The 25,392-nt window shown below is 45.2% G+C and carries 20 protein-coding genes; 12 read left to right on the forward strand and 8 right to left on the reverse strand.

Annotation, left to right across the window (positions count from 1 at the left end):
* Window positions 1–57: 57 nt before the first annotated feature.
* The 4 genes from AC4BAP_RS03670 to AC4BAP_RS03685 all read left to right on the forward strand — a co-directional run bounded on the left by AC4BAP_RS03670 (window position 58) and on the right by AC4BAP_RS03685 (window position 3,591).
* Window positions 58–642, forward strand: a complete 585-nt coding sequence (locus AC4BAP_RS03670) for a 50S ribosomal protein L25/general stress protein Ctc (RefSeq protein WP_490581266.1) — start codon at window positions 58–60, stop codon at window positions 640–642.
* A gap of 260 nt (window positions 643–902) precedes the next feature.
* On the forward strand, window positions 903–1,466 hold the full coding sequence (pth, locus tag AC4BAP_RS03675) for an aminoacyl-tRNA hydrolase (protein WP_490581623.1): 564 nt from the start codon (window positions 903–905) through the stop codon (window positions 1,464–1,466).
* Between the two features lie 126 nt (window positions 1,467–1,592).
* Complete coding sequence (locus AC4BAP_RS03680) at window positions 1,593–2,831, forward strand: MDR family MFS transporter (RefSeq protein ID WP_490581267.1); 1,239 nt, start codon at window positions 1,593–1,595, stop codon at window positions 2,829–2,831.
* 172 nt (window positions 2,832–3,003) lie between these two features.
* Window positions 3,004–3,591 (forward strand): transposase, encoded by a 588-nt coding sequence (locus tag AC4BAP_RS03685; RefSeq protein WP_490581268.1) that lies wholly within the window; start codon window positions 3,004–3,006, stop codon window positions 3,589–3,591.
* Between the two features lie 284 nt (window positions 3,592–3,875).
* Here the strand turns inward: AC4BAP_RS03685 and metG are convergent, their stop codons facing one another.
* Window positions 3,876–5,915, reverse strand: coding sequence for a methionine--tRNA ligase (metG, locus tag AC4BAP_RS03690; RefSeq protein WP_490581269.1), 2,040 nt, complete (start codon window positions 5,913–5,915; stop codon window positions 3,876–3,878).
* A gap of 138 nt (window positions 5,916–6,053) precedes the next feature.
* On the opposite strand from metG, the gene AC4BAP_RS03695 reads away from it, so the two are divergent.
* On the forward strand, window positions 6,054–6,287 hold the full coding sequence (locus AC4BAP_RS03695; protein ID WP_490581270.1) for a hypothetical protein: 234 nt from the start codon (window positions 6,054–6,056) through the stop codon (window positions 6,285–6,287).
* 51 nt (window positions 6,288–6,338) lie between these two features.
* On the opposite strand, the gene AC4BAP_RS03700 is transcribed toward AC4BAP_RS03695, so the two are convergent.
* The 4 genes from AC4BAP_RS03700 to msrB form a co-directional block, all read right to left on the reverse strand.
* Entirely contained in the window at window positions 6,339–6,680 is a 342-nt protein-coding gene (locus AC4BAP_RS03700) for a hypothetical protein (RefSeq protein ID WP_490581271.1), read from the reverse strand.
* A 154-nt stretch (window positions 6,681–6,834) separates the two neighbouring features.
* On the reverse strand, window positions 6,835–7,095 hold the full coding sequence (locus AC4BAP_RS03705) for a hypothetical protein (protein ID WP_490581272.1): 261 nt from the start codon (window positions 7,093–7,095) through the stop codon (window positions 6,835–6,837).
* Window positions 7,096–7,169: 74 nt separating this feature from the next.
* A complete protein-coding gene (locus AC4BAP_RS03710; RefSeq protein ID WP_490581273.1) occupies window positions 7,170–7,949 on the reverse strand; it encodes a DUF3050 domain-containing protein in 780 nt (259 codons plus the stop codon).
* 91 nt (window positions 7,950–8,040) lie between these two features.
* Entirely contained in the window at window positions 8,041–8,592 is a 552-nt protein-coding gene (msrB, locus tag AC4BAP_RS03715; RefSeq protein ID WP_490581274.1) for a peptide-methionine (R)-S-oxide reductase MsrB, read from the reverse strand.
* Between the two features lie 215 nt (window positions 8,593–8,807).
* Here msrB and typA point away from each other — a divergent pair, with 215 nt between their 5' ends.
* The 3 genes from typA to AC4BAP_RS03730 all read left to right on the forward strand — a co-directional run bounded on the left by typA (window position 8,808) and on the right by AC4BAP_RS03730 (window position 14,929).
* Window positions 8,808–10,619 carry a translational GTPase TypA gene (typA, locus tag AC4BAP_RS03720; protein WP_490581275.1) on the forward strand — a complete coding sequence of 604 codons (1,812 nt, stop codon included), beginning with the start codon at window positions 8,808–8,810 and terminating at the stop codon, window positions 10,617–10,619.
* Window positions 10,620–11,001: 382 nt separating this feature from the next.
* A complete protein-coding gene (locus AC4BAP_RS03725) occupies window positions 11,002–13,674 on the forward strand; it encodes a CotH kinase family protein (RefSeq protein WP_490581276.1) in 2,673 nt (890 codons plus the stop codon).
* Between the two features lie 253 nt (window positions 13,675–13,927).
* Window positions 13,928–14,929: an alkaline phosphatase family protein gene (locus AC4BAP_RS03730; protein ID WP_490581277.1), complete on the forward strand. Its 1,002-nt coding sequence runs from the start codon at window positions 13,928–13,930 to the stop codon at window positions 14,927–14,929.
* Here AC4BAP_RS03730 and AC4BAP_RS03735 read toward each other — a convergent pair.
* Together AC4BAP_RS03735 and AC4BAP_RS03740 are read right to left on the reverse strand one after the other, a co-directional pair.
* Window positions 14,918–15,697 carry a DUF4956 domain-containing protein gene (locus tag AC4BAP_RS03735; RefSeq protein ID WP_490581278.1) on the reverse strand — a complete coding sequence of 260 codons (780 nt, stop codon included), beginning with the start codon at window positions 15,695–15,697 and terminating at the stop codon, window positions 14,918–14,920. The two genes, AC4BAP_RS03730 and AC4BAP_RS03735, sit on opposite strands and share 12 nt — an antisense overlap.
* A gap of 15 nt (window positions 15,698–15,712) precedes the next feature.
* On the reverse strand, window positions 15,713–16,768 hold the full coding sequence (locus tag AC4BAP_RS03740) for a hypothetical protein (RefSeq protein ID WP_490581279.1): 1,056 nt from the start codon (window positions 16,766–16,768) through the stop codon (window positions 15,713–15,715).
* A 479-nt stretch (window positions 16,769–17,247) separates the two neighbouring features.
* Here AC4BAP_RS03740 and AC4BAP_RS03745 point away from each other — a divergent pair, with 479 nt between their 5' ends.
* The 4 genes from AC4BAP_RS03745 (at window position 17,248) to AC4BAP_RS03760 (ending at window position 24,523) form a co-directional block, all read left to right on the forward strand.
* Entirely contained in the window at window positions 17,248–19,590 is a 2,343-nt protein-coding gene (locus AC4BAP_RS03745) for a TonB-dependent receptor (protein ID WP_490581280.1), read from the forward strand.
* A gap of 6 nt (window positions 19,591–19,596) precedes the next feature.
* Window positions 19,597–20,700 carry a PepSY-associated TM helix domain-containing protein gene (locus tag AC4BAP_RS03750; protein WP_490581281.1) on the forward strand — a complete coding sequence of 368 codons (1,104 nt, stop codon included), beginning with the start codon at window positions 19,597–19,599 and terminating at the stop codon, window positions 20,698–20,700.
* Between the two features lie 536 nt (window positions 20,701–21,236).
* Complete coding sequence (locus AC4BAP_RS03755) at window positions 21,237–22,829, forward strand: hypothetical protein (RefSeq protein WP_490581282.1); 1,593 nt, start codon at window positions 21,237–21,239, stop codon at window positions 22,827–22,829.
* 152 nt (window positions 22,830–22,981) lie between these two features.
* Window positions 22,982–24,523 (forward strand): hypothetical protein, encoded by a 1,542-nt coding sequence (locus AC4BAP_RS03760; protein ID WP_490581283.1) that lies wholly within the window; start codon window positions 22,982–22,984, stop codon window positions 24,521–24,523.
* Between the two features lie 116 nt (window positions 24,524–24,639).
* On the opposite strand, the gene AC4BAP_RS03765 is transcribed toward AC4BAP_RS03760, so the two are convergent.
* Window positions 24,640–25,389 (reverse strand): SDR family NAD(P)-dependent oxidoreductase, encoded by a 750-nt coding sequence (locus AC4BAP_RS03765; RefSeq protein WP_490581284.1) that lies wholly within the window; start codon window positions 25,387–25,389, stop codon window positions 24,640–24,642.
* Window positions 25,390–25,392: the final 3 nt, after the last annotated feature.

The following is a 25,392-nucleotide window of genomic DNA, read 5'->3' on the forward strand; positions in this document are numbered from 1 at the left end:
ATTAACGAAATCGGCTATACTTTTGTAGCAATAAACATTTTTTAAAAATTCATTTTTATGAAAACTTTAGAGATTATAGGGTTTAAAAGAGCAAATCTCGGCAAAGCGCAGACAAAAGAACTGCGTAATGAGTCTTATGTACCAGGAGTACTTTACGGCGGTGCTGAGCAAATTCATTTCTATGCACCAGCTATCCTGTTCAGAGACTTAGTTTATTCTCCGGAAGTATACGAAGTAGACTTGAACATCGAAGGTACGCACTACAGAGCTATCATGCAGGATGTGCAGTTCCACCCGGTAAACGAAATGCTTCTGCACGTTGACTTCCTGGAACTGAAAGAAGACAAGCCAGTGAAAATGGATATCCCAGTGAAAATGGTAGGTAACTCACCAGGCGTTATGCTGGGTGGTAAGCTTGTAACTAAGCTGCGTAAGCTTAAAGTGAAGGCTCTTCCTGCTAACCTTCCTGACTATATCGAAGTTGATATCTCTGAGCTTGAGCTTGGTAAGTCTATCAAAGTTGGTAAGATCAAAGGTGGTGACTACGAGATCCTTACAAACTCACTTGCACCAGTAGCTACAGTTACTATTCCGCGTGCGCTTAAGAGTGCTCAGGCTGAAGAAGCCCGTGGCAAGAAATAAGCAGTTATTGCTGTTCTCATTAAATCCTGTCCTGCCTACAAGCGGGGCAGGATTTTTTGTTTCTGATTAATGGTTAAATTGTTTAATTGCTAAATGGCTGTATTGCTAAATTGTTGTAGCTATTAAATCATAGTATATTTTTTGACAGTTTAACCTATAACAATTTAACCATTAAACACTTGAGCCATTCAACAATTAAAAAGATAAAACAGTGGCTGGGCATGGCTCCAAAGGCTCCTGCCCTACCCGAAGATACAAGTATGAAATACCTGATCGTTGGCCTTGGAAATATTGGCCCGGAATACGCTGACACACGCCATAATATTGGCTTTATGGTGTTGGATTACCTGGCAAAGAAATTTGACGCGCAGTTCGAAACCGACCGTCATTCTTTCGTAACTGAGATAAAGACCAAAGGGCGCACCTTTGTGCTGGTAAAGCCAACCACCTACATGAACCTGAGCGGCAAAGCGGTTGGCCACTGGCTAAACACCCTTAAATTGCCCGTAGAGCAAATGATGGTTATTACCGATGACATCGCCATACCTTTCGGCAAAATACGCATACGCACCAAAGGCAGCGCAGGCGGCCATAATGGTCTCAAGCACATCGAACAAACGCTGGGGCACAACAACTACCCGCGTCTGCGCTTCGGAGTTGGCGATAATTACCACAAAGGCAAGCAGGTCGACTATGTGCTGAGCAAATTTAGCGAGGTCGAACAGATAGAACTGCAAACCCTGATTGAAAAGGCAGCCGACTCAGTGATAGCCTTTGGCACGATTGGGCTGGAACGCACCATGAACCAGTTTAACACCAAATAACGCAAGGACTGATTGAAATTATGATCTGACCTTTAGCCAATTAAGAGACGCAAAATACTGCGTCTCTGCTTTTTTTATAAGGCATATAAACTATACATTTGCCCAATACGACTCTTTACCTAAGCTATGAAAAAAGTTTTCTCTCTTTACCGCAATGCCTTTGGCGGCCTCTCCCATGCAGCCTGGATGCTCTCCCTGATCATGTTCATAAACAGGAGCGGCGCCATGGTTATACCTTTCCTGGGTGTTTACTTAACCGGAGTTTTAGGCTATACTTTAAAAGAGGCCGGTGCTATACTTAGTATCTATGGGCTAGGATCGGTCTGCGGTTCCTTTCTGGGCGGCTGGCTAACCGATAGGGTCGGGCATTTTAAAGTACAGTTCTTTAGCCTTACCATTGGCGGCAGTTTATACTTTATGTTCCTGCACCTACGGCAGTTTGAGCACATGGCCGCCGCCGTATTTATACTTAGCCTTGTAAACGATACGCTGCGCCCTGCCAACGCCTCTTCGGTGGCCTCTTATGCCAAACCAGAGAACGTAACCCGCGCATTTTCCCTGAACAGGATGGCCATTAACCTGGGCTTCTCCATCGGGCCTGCGCTTGGTGGTTTGCTGGCGGCCATCTCTTACAACTGGTTGTTTATCGCAGATGGGGCTACCTGTATCATGGCGGGGCTGTTCTTCTTTTTATACTTCAGAAACAAACAAGGCCATAGACCAACGCGCAGAAACGAAACAAATAAAGAGCCCTTGAAGGCAGTTAAATCGCCTTACCAGGACGGCTTATACCTGATCTTTGTGCTTATCAACTGCGGCTTCGCCATCGTGTTTTTCCAGTTCCTGTCTACGTTGCCAATATACTACAGAGACGTGTACACACTCCCCGAACAAGGCATCGGTATGCTTTTGGGCTTTAATGGCTTGCTTGTGTTTGCACTCGAAATGATCATGGTTTACCTTTTGGGCAACCGGATTAAAAAGTCGCTGCTGATTCCGTCGGGGATACTGTTGCTGGGCTTTTCGTTTGTGCTGTTGAATGCGGCGCACCATGTAGCAATCTTATATGTAGCCATGGCATTGCTAAGTATAGCCGAGATTCTGGTAATGCCTTTTATGACTACTATAACTGTAGAAAGATCGAATGAACAGAACAGAGGCTCATACATGGGGCTTTATACTATCTCGTATGCCGCAGCGCACGTTATTGCTCCATATTTAGGCACTACCATAGCCTCTAAGTATGGCTTCGATACCCTTTGGTGGGGACTGGGCGTGTTTACTGTTGTTTTAAGTATAGGAATATACTTTGTTGTGAGAAGAGTAGAGCAGAACGAAGAGCGGGTAATTGCAGTAGCAAACTGATACGTAGAGACGCAATATTTTGCGTCTTCAGTAATTGCGGAGGTTTTAATAAACATAATACAGGGGTTAGCATACAAAGTCAATGAGAAAACGATTTGCCGTTTGACCAGCCTTTGGAGACGCAAGGTATTGCGTCTCTACCTCAAATCGTATGCGCACGTATACTTGCCCTATGGATAAGTATAAACAAGCATTCCGCATTTCTTCTGCACGGCTGGTAAACTGGGACTATGGCTCGCATGGTTTATACTTTGTAACCATCTGCACAAAAGGAAAGGAGCATTTCTTTGGGGAGATAACTTACGCTGCTGAAAACAATAGGCGTTTTGACCAGCCTTTGGAGACGCAAGGTGTGGAGACGCAAAATATTGCGTCTCTACGGATGTCTGAAATTGGTAAAGTTGCCCATCAGTTTTGGAAAGAGATTCCACTACATTTTCCTTTTGTAGAGCTTGATGAATTTATTATGATGCCCAATCATGTTCATGGGATTATATTCATTAATAAGCCCGATCATGAAGTATGGCAGCTTAATCGGTTTGGTCCCCAGTCTGGTAACCTGGCCTCCATTATAAGAGGGTACAAAGTTGGAGTAAAGAAGTATGCTACTACAAATGGAATCGAATTCTTTTGGCAGAGCAGGTACTTTGACAGAGTTATTCGCTCCGAAAAAGAACTGCAAAACATCAGAAATTACATCTATAACAATCCTGCTAACTGGGAAGCAGAGAAGAACAATCCTGAAAATTTACTGATGTAATTACAAACGTAGAGACGCAATATTTTGCGTCTCCAAAGGCGTCCGAAAGCTTCACAACTCCTGCTATGAAAAAAACCAACATTTTCTGTTTCCCAAGACGTCTCGAATACCAAACAGCATTTTCATTGACATTTCGGTCGATCTGCTATAGTCAAGGCCATTACAAATGCGCGGCTACTGGAGACGCAAAATATTGCGTCTCTACAAAAAAAACCCCACAGCTCTGAATGAACTGTGAGGCTTTTTGATTCCGGCTGTTGCAGGAGACGCAAAATATTGCGTCTCTACGATACGGTGCCGCCGTTTACAATTTGCTTGCTTGGCTGCACAAATGCCAGGGAGCCATCAGCATTCTCTGCCATCAGGATCATGCCTTGGCTGGTGATACCTTTGATGTCGCGCGGGGCCAGGTTTACAAGTATACTTACCTGCTGCCCTATGATATCCTCCGGGTTAAAGAACTCTGCGATGCCGCTTACGACGGTGCGCTGGTCAATGCCGGTGTCGATCTTCAGTTTCAGGAGCTTCTTGGTTTTTGCCACCTTCTCTGCTTCCAGAATAGTACCGATACGGATATCCATTTTGGTAAACTCGTCGAAAGTGATGTTATCCTTCGCTGGTGCTGCTACTGCATTGGCTAATTCGTTTGCCTTTTTAGTATCCAGTAGCTTCTGCACCTGCGCTTCCACAGCAGTATCCTCTACTTTCTCGAACAAGAGCTCCGGCTTGCCTATCACGTGGCCGGCTGGCAACAACTCAGCAGCACCTGCATCAGCCCACATAGCCGGGTTAATGTTCAGCATGCTGCGCAGTTTATCGGCAGATGCTGGAAGGAAGGGCTCCATAAGTATAGCCAGGCTACCAGAGATCTGAAGCGCTATGTTCATGATAGTCTTTACACGCTCTTCATCCGTCTTGATCAATTTCCAGGGCTCGGTATCGGCCAGGTATTTATTGCCCAAACGCGCCAGGTTCATCAGCTCCGATAGAGCATCACGGAAGCGGTAACGCTCGATGTAGGTTGCGATAACCATTGGCATTCCTTCCAGAGCAGCTAGTACTTCCTTGTCGTAGTCGTGCAGTTCGTTGATGGCAGGCACCTCGCCGTTGTAGTACTTCTGGGTAAGCACCACCGCACGGTTAATGAAGTTACCAAGTATGGCCAGCAGTTCGTTGTTATTGCGAGCCTGATAATCTTTCCAAGTAAAGTCGTTATCTTTAGTCTCAGGGGCGTTGGCACATAAAGCATAGCGCAGCACATCTGCCTTGCCTGGGAAATCCTGCAGATACTCGTGCAACCACACCGCCCAGTTGCGCGAGGTAGAGATCTTGTCACCCTCCAGGTTCAGGAATTCGTTGGCAGGCACGTTGTCCGGAAGTATAAAGTCGCCGTGCGCTTTTAGCATGCTCGGGAAGATGATGCAATGGAACACGATGTTATCCTTGCCAATAAAATGCACCAGCTTGGAGTCTTTGTCTTTCCAGTATTTTTCCCAATCCGGCGTTAGTGCTTTGGTGGCGGAGATGTAGCCGATTGGCGCATCGAACCACACATACAGTACTTTACCCTCAGCCCCTTCTACAGGCACAGGCACACCCCAATCCAGGTCGCGGGTTACGGCGCGCGGCTGCAGCCCCTGGTCTATCCAGCTTTTGCATTGGCCGTATACATTGGATTTCCAGTCGCTTTTATGGCCTTCCACAATCCACTCGCGCAGCCATGGCTCATACTCGTTAAGCGGCAGATACCAATGCTTTGTTTCGCGCATTACAGGCACCGCGCCACTAAGTGTGCTTTTTGGGTTGATAAGATCTGTAGCATTTAAGGTAGAGCCGCAGGCTTCGCACTGGTCGCCGTAAGCATTCTCGTTGCCGCACTTAGGGCAGGTACCCACAATGTAGCGGTCAGCTAAAAATTGCTGGGCTGTCTCGTCGTAGTATTGCTGGGTGGTCTGCTCTATAAACTTACCGTCTTCGTACAGTTTTTTAAAGAAGTCAGAGGCCGTTTCGTGGTGTATCTTGGAAGAGGTGCGGTCATACACATCAAAAGATACATTAAAGTCAGCAAACGATTGCTTGATAAGCTCGTGGTATTTATCAACGGCCTGCTGTGGCGTAATGCCCTCTTTCTTGGCACGTATCGTGATCGGAACTCCGTGTTCATCAGAACCGCAGATAAACTTCACATCGCGGCCCTGCAAACGCAGGTAGCGCACATAGATATCAGCAGGCAAGTATACCCCAGCCAGGTGCCCGATATGCACGGGGCCATTGGCATAAGGAAGCGCTGCTGTAACAGTATAGCGTTTAGGTAAATTCGTCATGTCTTTTCTTAAAATGCAAATATACAAATACAGGGCAATTGCGCCGCACCTATCTCCTAAACTGAAATTCCGGATGATAAGCCTGACCTGACTTTAAAATTTCCGTAAGAAGTAGCAACACCTAACCTATACTTTGAAATGAGGCATAAAGATAAGTTCCGAACCGAAAAGCAACACGCTGACAGCCTGGGCGATACCCACAAGCATAAAAAGGTGGAGGAAAACCCTGCCCCCCGCGAGGCTGACCGTGAATCCATGAACACACCCGAAGAAAATGAAGTGTACGTTGACCTGGAGCCAGATGAACTACACGTTGGCGACGAGCCTGTTGAGGAAATAAAGGAAAAAGAAAAAGGCAAAAAGAAAAAGTAAACATCAGAATGAAGCCCTGCAACTTTATGAATGCAGGGCTTTTTTATGTGCTTAGTATTTTATGCGTATTGGTTGCAACACCGGCCTGATGGGCCAATAAATAGTATGCCTTGTTGAGTCTATCGGGGAAAATGGCAACATGCGTGGCCTCAGGATATTAGGCGTCATGGCTGGCTCATTCCGGTCGAACTGCTCTATGTTGCGCTTGCGGTTGATCTCGCTTGCCTGTTCGTTCATACGTACCCGTACGTCTGTGTTTAATCCGGCCTCATAGCGCACACGTTGTTGTATTACTGCGCCTGGTGGCAGGTTCTCCTGTCCTTCCGAGAGTGAGGTACACCCCACAATCACCAATAAAACTGCTCCGGATATATATGCGATAGTTGTTTTCATGTCGTTAGCGGTTATACTTTATACTTAACCCCTGGCTTATTAATATATACGGAGCATAACAGGTTTAAACGAAAGTATAAGCCATAAAACAACAAAGGCGACAAGCATAAACATACTTGTCGCCTTCTTATATCCTGGCTTTTATGCCGTTAAATCAACTCTTATAGAGGTTTTCAGCGCCAACCTGCGTCAGCATCAGACCATCCGGAGCCGGGTTTACAAAGCCTTCTTTTGACAGGTGCTGCTCCGCCTCTTTCTGAACATCCTTGTAATGCGGATAATGTTCTTGCAAGTATGGATACAGTTCCTGGTAACGCAGAATCTGCCCTTCTTTCACATTATTATACTTAAAGGCTTCCAGTATGCACTGGGCTGTGTTTTCTATGTTGTCGGCTTCGGAATGTAGTTCTACCATTTCTCTATACTTTATAGTTAGTATGAAATAGTACGGTAGGCTTTTGGTAATTGTTGATTGTTAGTTGTTGATTGTTAGAGGGCATTTGTTGGCAAAACGCTTCGGATACCATCCCATAACCTGATGCGCTGCTCGATGCAAGCTTTGGAAACCTCCAGGGCTTCCTGCCATTTCTCCTCATCGTCGCCGCACAATTCGCTTACCATTTGCAGGGCCAAAGGGGTATGAACCTCCTCATCTAACTGCACATGGCGGTCCAGGTAATAAATAAATGTATCCAGTTTGCCCGGGAACCTGGCGTTAAGGTCTGCGATCAGGTGGCGGAACATGTCCGGGATCAGGTCTTCGCGGCCAAAAGTAAAAGCGGCTGCTATCGCATGGGTTTTGCCTGAGTTAATGATACTGAACGTGTTCCTGACAAAGCACTTCACCGAAACATCGGCCCCTACCAGGTCCAAAGCTGCATCAACGGTTTTGCCATTAGCCACTGCATCCAGGCAGTTATCTATTTGTGCTGTATCGGCACCGCATTCCTGCATCGCACGCAGGTACAGCTCAAAATGGCTGACAGGGTTTCCCTCCTGGTCTACGTCAGTTTCTTCCTCTAAAACTATCTCATTTATCAGCCTGCGCGTAGACGGACTGCCTTTTGGCACCCAGGGCAGCGTGACGCAGGTAAGGTCGCGCTGTAACCCTTTTAGCAGGCTCATAAAATCCCAAACTGCAAAAACATGGTGCTGCATGAATGTCTTGAGGTCATCTAACGTCTCCAGACTTTGATAAACATTATGCTTTAGTAAGCGCTGCCTGTGCTCCTGTAAAGCCGCCTGCAACGCATCAATCCTTTGGTTCATGGTAAGTAAAATAGAGTACAAAAAAAGCAGTTGCCATCTTTATGTGTGTTTGGCAACTGCAAAGGTACAACAGCAAGTTTTATCGATTTGTTTATTCTTTTGGTTCAAAATCCAGGGCCACAGAGTTCAGGCAATAACGCAGTCCGGTTGGCGCAGGCCCATCCGGGAAAACATGGCCGATGTGTGAGCCGCACCGGGCACACTCCACCTCCGTCCTTACCATGCCCATACTTCTGTCTTCCACTTCTTTCACACGCTTTTTGGATATCGGCGCGTAGAAGCTAGGCCAGCCGGTGCCGGAGTCAAACTTTGTATAAGAGGTGAACATGGGGTTATGGCAGGCTGCACAATAGTAGATCCCCTCCTTTTTATTGTCGTTGTACTCATTGTTAAACGGTGGTTCGGTGCCGTCTTCACGCAGCACAAAGTATTCTTCTTTTGTAAGCAATTTGCGCCACTCTGCTTCTGTGTGCACCACGGTGTCTTCTAGTTTTTCGCTGTTAAGTGCCTTTCTTACATAATCTGGCAGCGGCTCCTGGCCTGCTGCTGCAGTGGAATAAGCAAGGTCAGGTGTCTTATCTTGCTGGGTGCAGGCAGATAGGCTTAAATAGGCAAACAGGGTAATTAAATAGTATACTTTCATACTTATACTTACGGGCTTAAGCCTGATGTGGCTTTAACCCATATAAAATTTCATAACTACTTATGAAACAAACTTTAAAAGGCCTGTGTTTGTCACTTAGCCTGCAGAAAAGCGGGTTTAATGTAAATTAATAGTATCATAACCTGTTTATTTCGAGCGGACTAGTGAAAATCTAAACCCTTTTCAGTACTTTTGCGGCTCGAAAAATCAATTCAATGCAAAATATTCGAAATATTGCGATCATCGCACACGTAGACCACGGCAAGACAACGCTTGTGGACAAGATCATCCATGCTTCTAAGCTATTCGCAGAGCACCAGCAGTTTGACGACCTTATTCTGGACAACAACGACCTGGAGCGTGAGCGTGGCATCACGATCGTTTCTAAGAACGTGTCGGTTCGTTACAAAGACGTTAAGATCAACATCATAGACACGCCTGGCCACGCCGACTTCGGTGGTGAGGTAGAGCGTGTACTTAAGATGGCTGATGGTGTGTTACTATTAGTGGACGCATTTGAAGGTGCCATGCCACAGACACGTTTCGTATTGGGTAAAGCTATCCAGCTTGGCCTGAAGCCAATCGTGGTAGTAAACAAAGTAGACAAAGAAAACTGCCGCCCAGACGAGGTGCACGAGCAGGTGTTCGACCTGATGTTTAACCTGGATGCTACAGAAGACCAGTTGGACTTCACGACGCTTTACGGTTCCTCTAAGCAGGGTTGGATGAGCACAGACTGGACACAGCCAACTGACAACATCACGCCACTTTTGGATGCTATTATTGATGTAATCCCGGCTGCCCCGTTCCGTGAAGGCACACCACAAATGCAAATCACGTCGCTTGACTATTCTTCTTTTGTGGGCCGTATCGCGATTGGTCGCGTTCACCGTGGAACATTGACAGAAGGTATGCCAATTGCTCTTTGCAAAGCAGACGGTACTATTAAGAAAGGCCGCATTAAAGAGCTTCAGGTATTCGAAGGTCTTGGCAAGAAAACAGTTCAGGAAGTATCTGCCGGTGAAATCTGCGCGGTAACAGGTATTGAAGGCTTTGATATTGGTGATACCATCGCTGATGCGGAAAACCCTGAGCCACTAACTCGTATCTCTATCGACGAGCCGACTATGAACATGTTGTTCACGATCAACAACTCTCCTTTCTTTGGTAAAGAGGGTAAGTTTGTAACATCACGCCACCTGCGCGATCGTCTGATGAAGGAAACGGAGAAGAACCTTGCCCTACGTGTACAGGAAACTGACCGTGAGGACACGTTCCTTGTATTTGGTCGTGGTATCCTACACTTGTCTGTACTTATCGAGACTATGCGCCGCGAAGGCTACGAGTTACAGGTGGGTCAGCCACAGGTAATCTATAAAGAAGTTGACGGCCAGCGTCACGAGCCGATCGAGCACCTGGTAGTTGACGTTCCGGAGGAAACAGCCGGTAAAGTTATTGAACTGGTAACGCAGCGTAAAGGTGAGCTTACGATCATGGAGCCAAAAGGCGACCTGCAGCACTTGGAGTTTAACATTCCGGCGCGTGGCCTGATCGGTCTGCGTAACAACGTGCTTACAGCTACTGCCGGTGAGGCTATCATGAACCACCGTTTCCAGAGCTACGAGCCATACAAAGGTGCTATCCCTGGACGTAACAACGGTTCTATCATCTCTATGGAGACAGGCCCTGGTACAGCTTACTCTATCGATAAGCTACAGGACAGAGGTGTGTTCTTCGTTGATCCGGGTGTAGACGTTTATATGGGTCAGGTAATCGGTGAGCACAACCGCCAGAACGACATCACGGTGAACATCCAGAAAGGCAAGAAGCTGACGAACATGCGTGCTTCCGGTTCTGATGATAACACTAAAATTGCTCCGGCTAAAAACTTCTCTCTTGAAGAGGCCATGGAATACATCCAGAAGGATGAGTACCTGGAGGTAACGCCTAAGAGCCTGCGTATGCGCAAGATTTACTTAGACGAGAACGAGCGTAACCGCATGTCTAAGAAAGAAGAAGTAGCGTAAGTATAAACTTCACATTAAATTACTGAACGCCTGCCGCTTATCAGCGGCAGGCGTTTTATTGTTATAGCTAACAAGTATTCAGACTCCAAAATAATTTTATACAGGGTTTAACTTTTTGCACTCAAATATCTCTAAGTGCAGATTATTGTGGAGTCTGTTTATGGTTTTGCCTATGAAGTATAGTTCCGCTATACTTCGTGTTTTTTTGCGAGCAATCGAAAAGGGCTGGTTACTATACTTGCTGTTGACGACTCACAGCGATAACGGATAATGTATATTTTATCAAACCCCAGGCATACTCCATATAAAAAACATTTAAAAACAATTTCATTTTATGCACTTAATTTTACACTTAAATCATTACTAACACTCTAACATTTAAATGAAAACACGCTACACCCTGCTACTCGCACTCATGCTAGTAGCATTCTCTGCTTTTAGCCAGCAAGAAAACACCCTGATTACTTTGCCTGAAACACATTATCATCTTGATTCAAACTCCAAAATGATAGTGTGCAATGATGATCTGGCCAAATATGCCAACCTTCCTCAGAATGCTTCCATCACATTAAAAATTGGCGAAGACACCTATACTTTAGAGGATAAGGTCGAAAAATTCGAGTTAGGTAAAGCCTATAGTCTTAAAAAATCAGATGAGACGTTCAAGTTGTATTTCACAGGTCTGCCGCTTATAGCTATTTCTACAGAATTTGAGATAGTTGATGAGCCTAAAGTAGCTGCTGATTTCAGCTTTTCGGAGCCAACTGGTTATACTTTCAGTTCCAAAATGGGTATTGAAACGAGAGGAGGTTTTTCACAGACGTTTCCTAAAAAGTCTTTCGATCTAGAGTTCTGGTCTGATAACACAGGTGCAACTACAGTAAACACTTCTTTTTTAGGGATGCGAAGCGATGATGACTGGCTATTGCTTGCCATGTATAACGAGCCGCTAAAGATCACAAACGTAACGTCACACCAGTTGTGGCAGCAGATCCATACTTTGCACTTTGCAAACAAGGAAGCAAAGGCCAAATCTACGGTTGATATGCGCTACATTGAATTGTTCATCAACAATGAATACAGGGGCATCTACGCGTTAGCTGAACAGATGGACAGCAAGCAACTCCAGCTAAAAGATATTAAAGACAATGCCAGACGAGGAGAATTATACAAAGGCACTTACTGGGACAATGCCAATACCTTTATTGGCATATCAGAATATGATAACAAGTCTACGATGTGGGGAGGCTATGAGTACAAATTCCCTGAAGGCAAAGTGGACTGGTCTAACCTGTTTAATTTTACCAGTTTTATACTTAACAGCTCAGATGCTGACTTCTCCCAGAACTTTAACCAGCATTTTGATATCACGAATGCAGTAGATTATTATATTTTCCTGAACATCACTAATGCATTAGACAATATAGGCAAGAACATTTACCTGGCTAAGTATGAAGCTAACTCGCCTTACTTTTATGTACCCTGGGACCTGGATGGAACATGGGGTTTTTACTGGAATGGCGATAAGTATAATTCTACTACAGATATTGTTAAAAATGATTTGTTTGACAGATTACTAAAGTCAAACCCCGATAATTTTAAACTAAAGCTACAGGAAAGATGGCATACCCTCCGTACTGGCTCTCTTGATATTGAAAGTATAAAAAATCTATTTAAGGAAAATCATACGCTACTTTTAGAGAATGGCGCATATTTAAGAGACAACGAAAGATGGCCTCAGTTTCCGAGCGCAGAAGAAGACCTGACGTATCTTAACGATTGGATTGAAAACCGCATTACCTTTTTGGATGGGTATTTCTCCAATATTTCGGACACTGACTTTGGCCCTTACATTGACAAGACAGCACCATTAGCCAGGTTCAATTTCTCAGATGAAAGCACTCCATTTGAAACGAACTTTACACCTGTTATCACTTTCAATGAACCTGTAAGGCTACTGAATGATGCTGCTATCGAAGCAAGCGATCTGGAAAACATTATTGAGCTTAGAACGGATAGTGACAACGGCGACCTTGTTCCTTTTAATGCAACTATTACTGACAAACAATTAATAACAGTAACACCTCTAAGCAGGTTAGCCGGCGGCAAGAAATATTATCTGGCTATTAAGGACAATGCAATCGAGGACTATTCAGACAACACCTTTAAACTTGCTCAGGCTGCTAGTTTCTCGACTGTGAAGGAACAAACACTGAATGCCGGTGATATTCTGCTGACTGCATACCGGATGAGCGCTACAAACGCCGAAGATGAAATATCTTTTATAAGCCTTGTTGACATAGCACCCGGGATAAATATTATGTTCACCGACAGTAAGTATACTTCCAATGCTCAGCCTCAATGCACAGGCGGTATCGTTTGGACTTCACCGGCAGAAGGCTTGACTGCAGGCACATCCGTTCAGATTTTAACAAGTAGCATGAACACAAGCTATGGAAGTGTTAATGGTAGTTCTTACGGCTTAAGCTCTAGTGGAGACCAGATAATTGTATATACAGGAACAGCTGCAGAACCAGTTTATATCACAGCATTAAGCTCTAATGCTTGGGTTAGCTCTAATACAAAGTGTGGGGGTAGCGTATCCATATTACCAAAATCGCTGGTTGATGGACAAACCTCAATTAACCTCAGCACAGCCCCAGGTAATACATCAGGTAATACAATAAACGCATATTATAATGGCCCTCAAACGGGTAGCCAAACCGGATTGAGGCTCGCCATACTAAATCCAGCAAACTGGGTTGGGATCGGTGCTGATACTCCTGCCCAACAGTGGCCAGCTTGGTCTTTCACTGTTAACCCTTTAAGTACTTCGATAAGTAAAAAGATTGAAGGATTTACAGTTTACCCAAATCCAGTTAAAGGTAGCACTGTGTACTTTAACCGAAAAGCTGATGTAACAGTGTATAATTCCCTTGGGCAACTAATAACCTCTGCAACCAACATTGAGCAACTTGATGTATCCGTTTACAAAAAAGGGGTTTACTATATTAAAACAAAGGATGGAAGCAGTAAAAGGATCATAGTCAATTAATCCAATTACTATAAGTTATAACATCAAATACATGTTGCCTGTTGAAACAACCTAAATTCCAGCAGCACTAACAAAAAAAGCAGCAAAAATTTGCTGCTTTTTTTGTTAGTGCTGCTGGAAATGTAAAATATTGTTATAATATTAGGCCATTGTAATAAGTCGTCCCATCCTTTTTAACCTTGTAAAACAACCTTAATGAACATATTGTGGTATGCAGGAAAAATGCAATACCTCTATAATATTCCAAGGTTGTATGAAAAAAAGTGAGATCAATCAGTTTATAGGCATAAATCACAGGTATCTGCGTCTACTTTTACTTATTGCGATGCTGCCTTTTATGTTTGCCTGCTCAAGCGAAGAGCTAAGGCCAATAAGTCCAGTTAAAAAAGAGGACCAGTATAAAACAGAGCGTGTCATAATAGTGGTAATTGATGGCCCTAGGTACACGGAAACCTGGGGAGATATGGAATTAAAGTATATCCCACACTCGGCCTTCTATCTTCACCCAGAAGGTACTCTATTCTCTAACTTTTATAATGAGGGAGGCACTTACACCTCTGCTGGTCACGCGGCAATTGTAACCGGCCTTTACCAAGATCTGGACAATGGCGGAAATGAATTGCCAAGAAGACCGTCTATATTTCAGCTTTACTTGGAAAAAACAGGTTTATCCGCGAACAAAGCATGGATTGTAACAAGCAAGGGCAAACTAAATGTATTAGGCAACACAAGAGACTCTAATTACAGAGACAGGTTTACACCAGCCTGGAACTGCGGTATTGATGGTTTGGGCAATGGGTACAGAGTAGACTCCTTAACTTTAAAGAGATCATTACAGGTACTTCAGCAGCACAGGCCTAATTTAATGCTGATCAATTTTCGTGAACCTGATGTATCCGGCCACCACGGGAACTGGGAAGGCTATCTCGAGGGAATTGAAAATACGGATGAGTACGTTTGGAAGCTCTGGACTTTTATACAAAGCAATCCCTATTATGCAAATAAAACAGCCTTACTGGTTACAAATGACCACGGTAGACATAATAACGGCAGGTTGGATCAGTACATATCACATGGGGATGGTTGTGAAGGATGCCGCCACATAAGTTTATTAGCATTAGGTCCAGATTTCAAAAAAGGAGAAACCGTATCCAACCGATACAACCAAACTGACATTGCCGTTACAATTGGTAAACTGTTAAATTTTGATACCCCTGATGCCCAAGGTAAAGAAATAAGGGAGCTACTTTACTGATTTCCGCCCCTTTTTCCTTTTTTTCGTTGCGGTGCCAACTTTAATGACTTTATCATTCTCATCTAACAGTTTGGCTGTGATCTGGCTATTGATCAATAGACTATTAACCTGCTGCACAAGCTGGGCACTGCTCCTGCCTTTTGCAATTTTAACGTGATATACAGCCTCTGTTATTGCATCCGTAATGTCTGTTAACTTATTATGCGAAATCAGCCTGACCTGAGAGCAGTAGGTAGTAAGTATAGTGCCCAGATTGGTCTCATTCTCATACCCTGCACTGTAAAGGATACGAAGCATATACTTATCGTTGTTTAACCTAACAGGATTAATTTTCACCACAAGGTAGATAACAGTACTTATTACTAACGTAGTAACTACGGCCATTACACCTAAGCCTACGCCAGCAGCCATGCCAATTGCCAGGGCAAAGAAAATAAAGATGATATCCTGAGTGTCACGGAGTGCCGTCCGGAAACGGATGATTGACATCGCGCCTACCAGGCCAAAAGCCCTGGCTACATTATTACCAATTAACAGTATGACAACCGCAGTTACGATTGGCAGAATAATTAACGAGTTTACAAAGCTAGGAGTATAGTTGTCTTTGTGTGTCAGTCTGTAGACAACAGAAATGATAAGTCCGCATATTATTGCAGTTACCAGGTTTCCCAGTAAGTCTGCCAATGTTAACGGAAACAACTCTACAAACTGAAAATCGAACAGCATAGAGTTAGATGCCGCTTGTTGGTTTGTGGTATTAGGAAACATAGAAGAAAAGTTTGCTTAACGAAGAGATTGACTGACTAAACGGGAAATATACTCAAACAACGTTATCCGGTCGCACTCTACCTTACAGCTAAGAAACATACCTGTAGATACCTCCGGAGATTTTTTAAGTAGGATGGCTTTTGCAAAAACAAGTTGCTCACCGGCCATATACTCTACTTTATCACTAATATCTATAATCGAACCCACCATAGGTTCTGCATTATAAGTATAGGAGACAGAAAGCTTTGAGAATGAGTTAATATATTTTTTGTCCTTTAGCCTGACTGGAAAGTGAAGCACAAACAGGGAGGTATCCTCTATGGATATAACCTCTTCAAGGGTTACATTAAAGTCAGCTTTACCACTTATCGGTGTAACAATTGTATGGCTGCCCTTCTGCCGTTTTAAAGAATGGAGCTCTTTGATAGCGGTTTGAATACGAGCCTTTGTGTGCTTTACTTGTTCGGGCTTCACGCCTGTTTTGGCAGACTCCAGAATATTCCGGGCAATCTCAACCTGTGTCCTGGCCTGATCATAGAGAGCCTCCTGCAAACTAAACTCAGCCTGAGGTATAACATGTTGTTGGAAAAGCAGCTTAGCCCTGCTGTAGCTTTTAGTTTCCAGGTCAAGCTTTTGCTCTGCAAACCGAAGCTGTTCTCTTGCCTGAGCTATCTCAGATGCCTTACTTCCCGTTTCATCTACTTTAAGAAAGGCCTCCAATTCTTTAACCTGACTCTCAACCAGGTCAATGCGTTCATCAATAAGAGCAGAATGTATAAAGGCAATTGTATCTCCCAAGCGGAAATACCTGTCTTTCGTACTGTTGGGCACTAACTCAACGTATGCCACATCTCCATTACCAATCCTATAACTCCTTACATTACTAGTCGCACCACTCTTGTAGTTATACAAAGTACTGGTAAGGCTCCCGTCAGAATCTTTTAGCAAAAGCCACTTCTGCGCAGGGTAAATTTTTGCTGTTACATCAATGTTATAGGGAATATCATCAATAAGCCAGCCCAAGGGAATCAGTCCCACTACCAATCCTACAAGAGCGATCTTCTTTCTCATACTACTCCCAACCAATACTAGCTTGTTTTCTACTTAGAACAACTGATAAAACTCAGGCTCTGAGTTATATCCTTTAAAAGGTAACCCGGATTCCCCCAACTTCCAAAGTTAAGAAATTGTTAACACATTTTACTGCTATAATTCACAGTGAATATTTTATCAGACGTCTTGCAGCTCTTTATAAAAATGTTGCTGTCCAGCCTTTTGCTTAAGCAATATAATACCACCATTGTTTGTGTATTTAACAAATAGTAAAAAGGGTTGGGATGGTATACTTGCTGGCGATAGTACGCAGCAGAGTCAGGTATTATTAAACCCTGAACAGGCCCGAATAATTAACTCAAGTTGCGAGTAAGTATACTTTATGAAACCGACTCTCAATACTATTTAGAATTATTTTAAATAAGGGTTGCGTGGTATAAAACCACGCCCTACTTTTGCATCAAAATAGAATCATTCTAAATAAGCTAAATATCACGATGCAAAAATATCTACTCCTATTGTTTGTGCTCCTGCAAACCATAGTTTCAAACGGACAAAGTAATTCTGCCACGATAGCAGGCACAGTTACGGATGAAAAGAATAAGCCTGTAAACCTGGTAACGGTGGCGATTGAGGGTACTGGAGTTGGCACTTACACAAACGAGCAGGGCTACTTTGAACTCAAGAACCTGAAACCCGGCAACTATGTGTTGCGGATTGGCGGTGTAGGCTACACTACTGTAAAAAAAGACATTACACTGGCAGCCGGGCAAGTACTAACCCAAAACCTGAACATCACTAACACACACCATACTTTAGGAGAGGTGATCGTGTCGGCGAGCCGCAGCGTGGAGGCCCTCGATGAAACACCAGCCTCAGTGCACGTGCTGGACTCTAAAACGGTACAGCTACAGACTCAGATCAACCCGAATATCTCTAATATACTGGCTGCCACTGTACCTGGCCTGGCTTTAAACAGCAACAGCACCAGCAACGTAGGCCAGACACTGCGCGGACGTAATGTGCTGATAATGGTAGACGGTATACCGCAGTCTACGCCGCTGCGCAACGGCAGCCGCGATGTGCGTACCATAGACCCCGCCGCTATTGAGCGTGTGGAGGTGGTTAAAGGCGCAACAGCTGTATATGGCAACGGTGCAGATGGCGGTTTGATAAACTACATTACCAGGAAACCTGATGCGACAAAACCATTTAGCGCTTATACTTCTATTGCAGGAACAGGCATGCCTTTCCATAGCCAGGAAACCCTGGGTGGCCGAATCTCACAGCAGTTTACAGGCAAACTAAATAAGTTTGATTATGTGGCAAGTGGCACCTACGAGAAAACAGGCGTACTTAAAGACGGCGAAGGCCTCGTGATCTCTCCACTTTACGGCCTAGGCGAAACCAACCTGTACAACGGTTTTGCAAAAGCTGGCTACAATTTTAACGACAAGCACCGTGTGGAGGCCATGTATAACTATTTCGGAAGCAGCCAGGACACGGAGTATATTTTACAGAACGGCAAGTATGGCGAAACGCCAAGCATTGGGGTGAAAGGCGAAGTGAAGGGCGAAAACGAAGGCACACGCTATAACCACAACGCACAGCTGCGTTACACTGGCAGCAACCTGTTCTTAAACACTACCCTGGACCTGAGTGCTTACATGCAAAGCTTTTACACTGTTTACGGCTGGACCTCATACTTCAAGGACGGTGGCCAATCAACTATACTTTCGAATAAAAATGGGGTGAGATTAAACCTGAACACTCCTATAAATCTTCACAACTCAGTTAAGGCACAGGTTACCTACGGCTTGGATTACCTGAACGACATCACTTCGCAGCCACTCGTGGACGGCCGCACTTGGGTACCTGAAATGGACCTGAAAAACCTGGCGCCTTATGCCCAGTTGCAGCTAAACATAAACAGTGATTTTATACTTAAAGCCGGTTACCGCTTCGATAATGTCAACATCGGTATCGACGATTTTCAGCAGCTGGTGCTGGCCACTGGTGCAGGTGGCGAATATGTAAAGGGAGGCACGCTTAAGTTCAATGCCAACACCTTTAACTTCGGACTTCGCTATATCGGCATAGACGCTTTTAAGCCTTTTGTTAGCTACTCGCAGGGTTTTTCTATGATAGACGTGGGCCGTTATGTAAGAGGCGCTAAAGAAAACTACATCTCTCAGATGAACCTTGAGCCGGTAATTGTTAATAATTACGAAGCCGGATTCCATAGCAGGCTGGGTAAATTTGCCTTTAGCGGAGCCTACTTTATAAGTACCTCCAAGCTAGGCGCAAACTTAAAAGCAAACGATGCAGGCGTATACAGCATTGAGCGTGCCCCGGAGCACATCCAGGGATTTGAGGCGCTGGTTGACTTTTTTGCAACATCAAAGCTAACAATCGGAGCCAATGCCGCTTACAGTGAGGGTAAAGTAGACCTCGACAACAATGGTGAATATAACGATGCCGCTGACAATTACCTGAACAGCACACGCATTCCGCCTTTAAAGATCACTTCGTACATCAACTTTAAGCCTACGCAAAAGCTAAACTTTAACCTGCAGCACATTTACTCCGGTACCCGAGACAGGTTTGAGCCAAACGCAAAAGGCGCCTATGTATCAGGTGAGGGTCCGATAAAATCATTCAATGTGTTTAACCTGGCTGCCAACTATCAGGCTACCGATAAGCTGGGGATAAACCTGGGCATTGAGAACCTGCTGGACGAGGCGTATTATCTGCCTCAGGCTTACTGGTATGGCCGCAACGATTACTTTACAAGGGCAACCGGGGCACGAGTGCAGGCAGGCTTTTCCTATAAGTGGTAAACTCAGTTGAGAAAGTATACCAAACATATTTTTACCATTCATCATTGGTTGGGGCTGGTAGCCGGGGCTTTGGTCCTGGTTATCAGCCTGACCGGTGCTATACTTGTTTTTGATGATGAAATAGACCATGCCCTTTTTAAAGAGGCCTTCATTTTAAAAGCCCCTGCCAAAACGCTGTCTATAGATGCCTCGCTGGAGAAGATACGGGCAGCCAATCCTGAATGGGAAATACGAATCCCCGCCCTTCCCTCCTCCCCTACACAAGCCCTGCTTTATGAATTGCGGAAAGGCAAACTAAGGCAGTGGATCACGGTCCACCCTGAAACTGGAGAAGTGATCTCGGCAAACCAAAAAGCGCACTATCGCCTCACACAGGTTTTGCTGGACCTGCACTATAACCTGCTATCTGGCACTACAGGCAAAATTGTGGTCTTTTTTGTTGGTGTGGCGCTGCTTATACTTACCGCAACCGGACTTATACTTTACCGCAGATCCATAGTTAAAGTAATCACGTTCCGGCAGAAACTTTCGCTTAGAAACCGACGGGCTTTTTTCTCTGGGTTGCACCGCATAATTGGCGTTTGGGCACTGGTATTCAACTTTATACTTTGCACAACCGGCCTTACATTAGCCATAATCGTTATCCAGCATGCCCTCAGTAATAACAGCAAAGTGCCAGCCACACCACAAATTACCGCTTCCATAGACAAGGTATTGGCAAACATCTCCACAGCTTACCCCGGCTTTGAAGTAACTTACATTAGCGTCCCGCCAAGCGGGTCAGGGGCTTTATACTTTCTGGGCAGGTTATCATCAGACCCACTGTATTATGGCGCTCACTATAGTAGCATTCCTGTAGATTATACTACCGGAGAAATGGGCCAACCATACTTTCTCCGCGACCAGCCACTGCCGAAGCGCCTCTTCACTATACTTCAGGCAACCCATTTTGGCGATTACGCGGGCTATCTTGTTAAGCTTCTCTACTGCATTGGCGGCCTGTTGCCTGGCATACTTTCCATAACTGGCTACCTGATCTGGTATTACAGGAATAGGCCAACAGCAGGCAGGTTAAGGCCCCTAGAAAGAATGGCAAAGTCTAAAGTATAAGCACGGCACTTTTTCTTTTATTCCGTCCATCAACTCACGTTTCCGCTTAATAGTTGTCATCAGCAGCAATTTGTGTAATTAACTCAAGTTGCGAGATATGACAACCCAGGCAGGTGTAAACACACCCCTGCGCCCCTCTCAAGAGGGGAATTTAACCTCCCCCGGCTCCTCTTTTTGTCGAGTTGCCCGACCCCCAAAGGGAAATATCAAGCACGAGCAAAATTCCTCTCCTCTGAACTAGCCAAAACGAGCGTTTTGAGCTAGCGAGCGCAGCTCTTTATGGGTGGGTGAATCGCAACTTGGGTGAATTAAATCTGCTTCTATAAGTATAAGTCGGCAAACCAGGTAGTGTAGCCACTCGGTAATTCATACTTTATACTCCTCCACATCAGGCACTTCCGAAATCCTCCCGGCACCTTTCAAGCACTTCTACATGCATGTTCTTGTCTTTCCCTAAAACCTTGAAGCCGTTCACGTGAAAACATTAACGGCATTTTACGTTAGATAGGGTTGATTAAAACTGAAAATTCAAATATATGATCATACGCCTTGTGCACCTTATACTTATAGTGGCAGCACTGTTGCTTACGGGTTGTGTGCGTAAGAACTTCTATGCAAAAACCCCTTTGGTTAACCCTGAAGTGCGCCAAAAACTACTGGAAAACCCGGGCACCACAGACTCAGTGCTGGTGCAGGCTGGCAAGCATTATAAGCGGGGATTCTTACACCATATTTTCTGGGGGAAACATTACCGACCTGTGTGGCTTGCGCCGGTAAAAGTGCCTGTTTTTGATATGAACACCACCAAAGGAGGCCTTAAAATGGAGAAGCTGGGAGGCGGTTTCCAGACAACAAGCCTTACCCTGTCAGATAAAAACGGGTTTACCTACGCCCTGCGCTCACTGGACAAAGACCCTGCCCTTGTACTCCCCAAAGTATGGCGCGACACGTTTGTGTTGAACATTCTCCGTGACCAGATATCTGCCATAAACCCCTATGCAGCACTCGTGCTGCCGCCTATGGCCGAAGCAGCGGGCATACCCCACTCCACACCAAAGCTGGTTTATGTAAGACCCAACGATAAATCCTTTGGAGAGCATGAGGCGAAGTTCAGCGACAGGCTTTTTACCATCGAGGAAAAGTATAACGACAAACGTGCTATTACCCCTGAACTAGGCGATGCCATTGATATTGTAAACTCCAGTGAGGTGCTGAACAAACGCTACGATGAAGACAACCATTTTATAGACCAGTTGGCATTTGCAAGAGCCCGCCTTTTCGATATACTGATCCATGACTGGGACCGCCACGAAGGGCAATGGGAATGGGCCGAGTATGACGAAAAAGGCAATCATATTTACCGTCCTATTCCCAAGGACCGCGACAATGTATTCTATAAATTTCAGGATGGCATCATTCCCTGGATCTTCAGCAGAAACTGGGCTATCCGAAAATTTGAGTCTTTTGATGAGGAGTACAACGATATATACGCCCTTATGATCAACTCCAAGTTTATAGATGAAAGGGCCCTGGCCATGGTTACGCGTGCCCAGTTCGACTCCCTTGCCAAAGTGCTCCAGACCAGTATAACCAACGAGGTGATTGAAAAGGCTGTAAACAATTTCCCGGACTCAGTATACCAGTTGGTGGGTGAGAGTACAAAGCACAAGCTCATGAAGAGGCGCGACAAATTGCATGAGGCCGCCAACAAGTTTTATGAGCATCTGGCGAAAGAGGTGCTGGTGGTAGGCACCGACATGGAAGACGAGTTTATCGTAAAACGCCTGGATGATGACAGGACTGAGGTGATAGTACGGCGAAAATCAGATGACAATGTGATTTACAGGCGAACATTCTACCGGTCCGAAACAGAGTTAATTTCCTTATATGGCCTTGCCGAGGACGACAAGTTTAAGATTAGCGGGAAGGTAAACAAAGGTATAAAAATAAAGATTGTTGGCGGGCGTGGCGAGGACGAGATAAAGGATACCTCGGAGGTAAAAAGCGGTGGTAAAAAAACCTGGGTATATGATACCAAACGTGGCACCGAACTCGAGGCCGGTCCCACCACAAAAGATAAACGCACCAACGATGTGCGCGTCCATGCTTTTGACAGGGAAGGATTTTAGTCTGTAAAAAGTATAGTTTACAAACAATTGTAAGTGCAAATCTTAACGGGAGATGCTAACCTAACATGAATCTAACAAGAATATATAGAATGTGCCTGTTGTTGCTGTTTACTTTAACTATCAGTAGTTGCAGCAACAGGTTTATCCATACCGTGAAACAGGTACCGGCGCCTCCTGCTGCTGGTAACCAAACACCCGATTTCTCTGATAGCACGATAACATTGGCCGCCGGTGAGCATTACGACAGAGGCTGGCTGCATACTTTACTCTACGGAGACCATTACCGCGACATCTGGAAAACACCTGTACAAGCAAAGGTACTGGACATCGGAACCGCAAAAGGAGGCTTAAAACCCCTGCAAATGGGTGGCAGCAGGCAAACTATAAACCTGCGCCTTCAAAACCCTGACAGTATTGAATACGTGATCCGCTCTTTGGACAAGGAGCCTGCAAGCGTTTTCTCGGAAAAGCTGCAGCGAAGCTACCTGGCCTATATCGTGCGCGATGCCACTTCTGCCACTAACCCTTACGGTGCGCTTACCATACCGCCCATGGCAGAGGCTATAAAGATTTACCACCTGAAACCGGAGTTGGTGTATGTGCCCCACGACCCACGGCTGGGTGTTTACCGCGACAGCATAGGGGGCACCCTGGCACTGCTGGAGCGCCGGCCAGACGGTGATCAGTCGGATAACCCGCACCTGGGCAATGCCTCACGCGTCAAGAGTACCCGGTCTGCAATTACAGAACGCCTTACCGACAACGACTCCCGGTTTGATGCACGTTTTTACCTGCGGGCACGACTGTTGGATATGCTGGTCGGGGACTGGAGCAGACATGAGGATAACTGGCGTTGGGCAGAGTTTGAACATAACCACAATGCCCATACTTACCGCGCCATCCCCAGAGACCGGGACAATGTGTACTACAAATTTGAGGACGGCATTATACCCTGGGTTTTTAAACGACTTGGATTTAAACCCCATTTCCAGACCTTCAGAAAGAACCTGAAGCAAGTTGAGAAACTGAACCTAAGCGGACGCAACCTGGACGAACTTATACTTGCCGAACTTGAATGGAAGGATTGGCAGGAAGTGACGGATAGTGTTCAGGCAGCACTCACAGATCAGGTTCTGGAAGAGGCAGTTAAAGCAATGCCAGATCCAATATACAATCTTACCGGGTCGGAAACCCTTGAGAAGCTTAAAAGCCGTAGAAATCAGCTGCAAAGCATATCCCAGCGTTATTTTGCCGTACTTGCAAAAGAGGTTACCTTGGTAGGCTCAGATAAGCACGAACTTTTTAATATTGAGGTGGTGTCGGAAGACGAGATAAACGTTGATGTGTTTAAAACAGACAAGGATGGGAAAGTGAAGCAACTGCTTTACAGGCGCACAGTGTATGCCAATACAACAAGTGAAATTAAGCTATACGGGCTTGGTGGCGATGACCATTTTAATGTGATTGGCAACGTAAAACCCAAAATTAAAATCAGTATCTGGGGCGGTGCCGGCGCCGACACTTACAATACGGTTTCAAGAAACAACAAAACAGGCAATAAGCTCCACATCACCGATTCTACTTACAGCAACAAGTATAATGTTGAAAAACATACCTCTGTGAAGATAGACGATGATATTAAAGCAAATGAATTTGACGCGGAGGGCTGGTTACTCAGGTATTATTTGGATTAGATTTCCTTCTTCTAATCAAGAAGTATAAGATTTGCTGGAAGTGACAGATAGCCCATAAATGAAAAGCCCCGCCTCCTTTTTAAATTAGGAAGCGGGGCTTTTTCTATAACTAAGAGTTACCCCTTCACCACAGTAGTAGCAGAAGCCTGGGCTGCCGGAAGTATAAGTACCTCTGCCAGGTTTACATGGGCTGGGCGTGTAACCATAAAGCTGATCAGTTCTGCGATGTCCCGGGCTTGCAAGGCCTGGTAGCCCTGGTATACAGAGGCTGCTCTGTCTTTATCGCCTTTAAAGCGCACTTCCGAGAACTCAGTTTCTACAAGTCCCGGATTTACCTCCGATACTTTTATACCTTCCTGAACCAGGTCGAGGCGCATGGCTTTTGACAGGGCATCTACGGCAAATTTGGAGGCGCAGTATACGTTACCGTTCGCATATACTTCTTTTCCGGCAATAGAGCCAATGTTAACGATATGCCCTTTCTTGTGCTTGAGCATAAATGGCAGTACGGCACGGCTAACGTAAAGCAGACCTTTCACATTTATATCGATCATGGCATCCCAGTCATCCACATCACCCATCTGTATCGGGGAAAGACCATGGGCATTGCCCGCATTGTTAACCAGCACTTCTATCTGCTGCCAGGCCTGCGGCAACGCGCCAAAGGCTTCTTCTATAGTCATTTTGTCACGCACATCAAATGCCATCGTATAAACCGGCACCTCTTTGATTATGTCTTTAAGCTCTTCCAGGCGGTCCTCTCTCCTGCCGGTGGCTATGATCTGGTAACCTTTACTGGCCAGTTCAATGGCGGTGGCGCGGCCAATACCCGAAGTGGCTCCTGTAACTAATGCGGTTTTGGTCATCTT

It is taken from the genome of Pontibacter sp. GD7, from assembly GCF_058216375.1.

Excerpts from the sequence above, each read along its gene's own strand:
- AC4BAP_RS03735 (WP_490581278.1), bottom strand. The coding sequence starts at position 15,697 with ATGTTTCCTAATACCACAAACCAACAAGCGGCATCTAACTCTATGCTG.
- AC4BAP_RS03705 (WP_490581272.1), bottom strand. The coding sequence starts at position 7,095 with ATGGTAGAACTACATTCCGAAGCCGACAACATAGAAAACACAGCCCAG.
- AC4BAP_RS03700 (WP_490581271.1), bottom strand. The coding sequence starts at position 6,680 with ATGAAAACAACTATCGCATATATATCCGGAGCAGTTTTATTGGTGATT.
- AC4BAP_RS03755 (WP_490581282.1), top strand. The coding sequence starts at position 21,237 with ATGATCATACGCCTTGTGCACCTTATACTTATAGTGGCAGCACTGTTG.
- AC4BAP_RS03765 (WP_490581284.1), bottom strand. The coding sequence starts at position 25,389 with ATGACCAAAACCGCATTAGTTACAGGAGCCACTTCGGGTATTGGCCGC.
- msrB (WP_490581274.1), bottom strand. The coding sequence starts at position 8,592 with ATGAAAGTATACTATTTAATTACCCTGTTTGCCTATTTAAGCCTATCT.
- typA (WP_490581275.1), top strand. The coding sequence starts at position 8,808 with ATGCAAAATATTCGAAATATTGCGATCATCGCACACGTAGACCACGGC.
- AC4BAP_RS03740 (WP_490581279.1), bottom strand. The coding sequence starts at position 16,768 with ATGAGAAAGAAGATCGCTCTTGTAGGATTGGTAGTGGGACTGATTCCC.
- AC4BAP_RS03685 (WP_490581268.1), top strand. The coding sequence starts at position 3,004 with ATGGATAAGTATAAACAAGCATTCCGCATTTCTTCTGCACGGCTGGTA.
- AC4BAP_RS03730 (WP_490581277.1), top strand. The coding sequence starts at position 13,928 with ATGAAAAAAAGTGAGATCAATCAGTTTATAGGCATAAATCACAGGTAT.
- AC4BAP_RS03680 (WP_490581267.1), top strand. The coding sequence starts at position 1,593 with ATGAAAAAAGTTTTCTCTCTTTACCGCAATGCCTTTGGCGGCCTCTCC.
- AC4BAP_RS03725 (WP_490581276.1), top strand. The coding sequence starts at position 11,002 with ATGAAAACACGCTACACCCTGCTACTCGCACTCATGCTAGTAGCATTC.
- AC4BAP_RS03695 (WP_490581270.1), top strand. The coding sequence starts at position 6,054 with ATGAGGCATAAAGATAAGTTCCGAACCGAAAAGCAACACGCTGACAGC.
- pth (WP_490581623.1), top strand. The coding sequence starts at position 903 with ATGAAATACCTGATCGTTGGCCTTGGAAATATTGGCCCGGAATACGCT.
- AC4BAP_RS03670 (WP_490581266.1), top strand. The coding sequence starts at position 58 with ATGAAAACTTTAGAGATTATAGGGTTTAAAAGAGCAAATCTCGGCAAA.
- AC4BAP_RS03710 (WP_490581273.1), bottom strand. The coding sequence starts at position 7,949 with ATGAACCAAAGGATTGATGCGTTGCAGGCGGCTTTACAGGAGCACAGG.
- metG (WP_490581269.1), bottom strand. The coding sequence starts at position 5,915 with ATGACGAATTTACCTAAACGCTATACTGTTACAGCAGCGCTTCCTTAT.
- AC4BAP_RS03745 (WP_490581280.1), top strand. The coding sequence starts at position 17,248 with ATGCAAAAATATCTACTCCTATTGTTTGTGCTCCTGCAAACCATAGTT.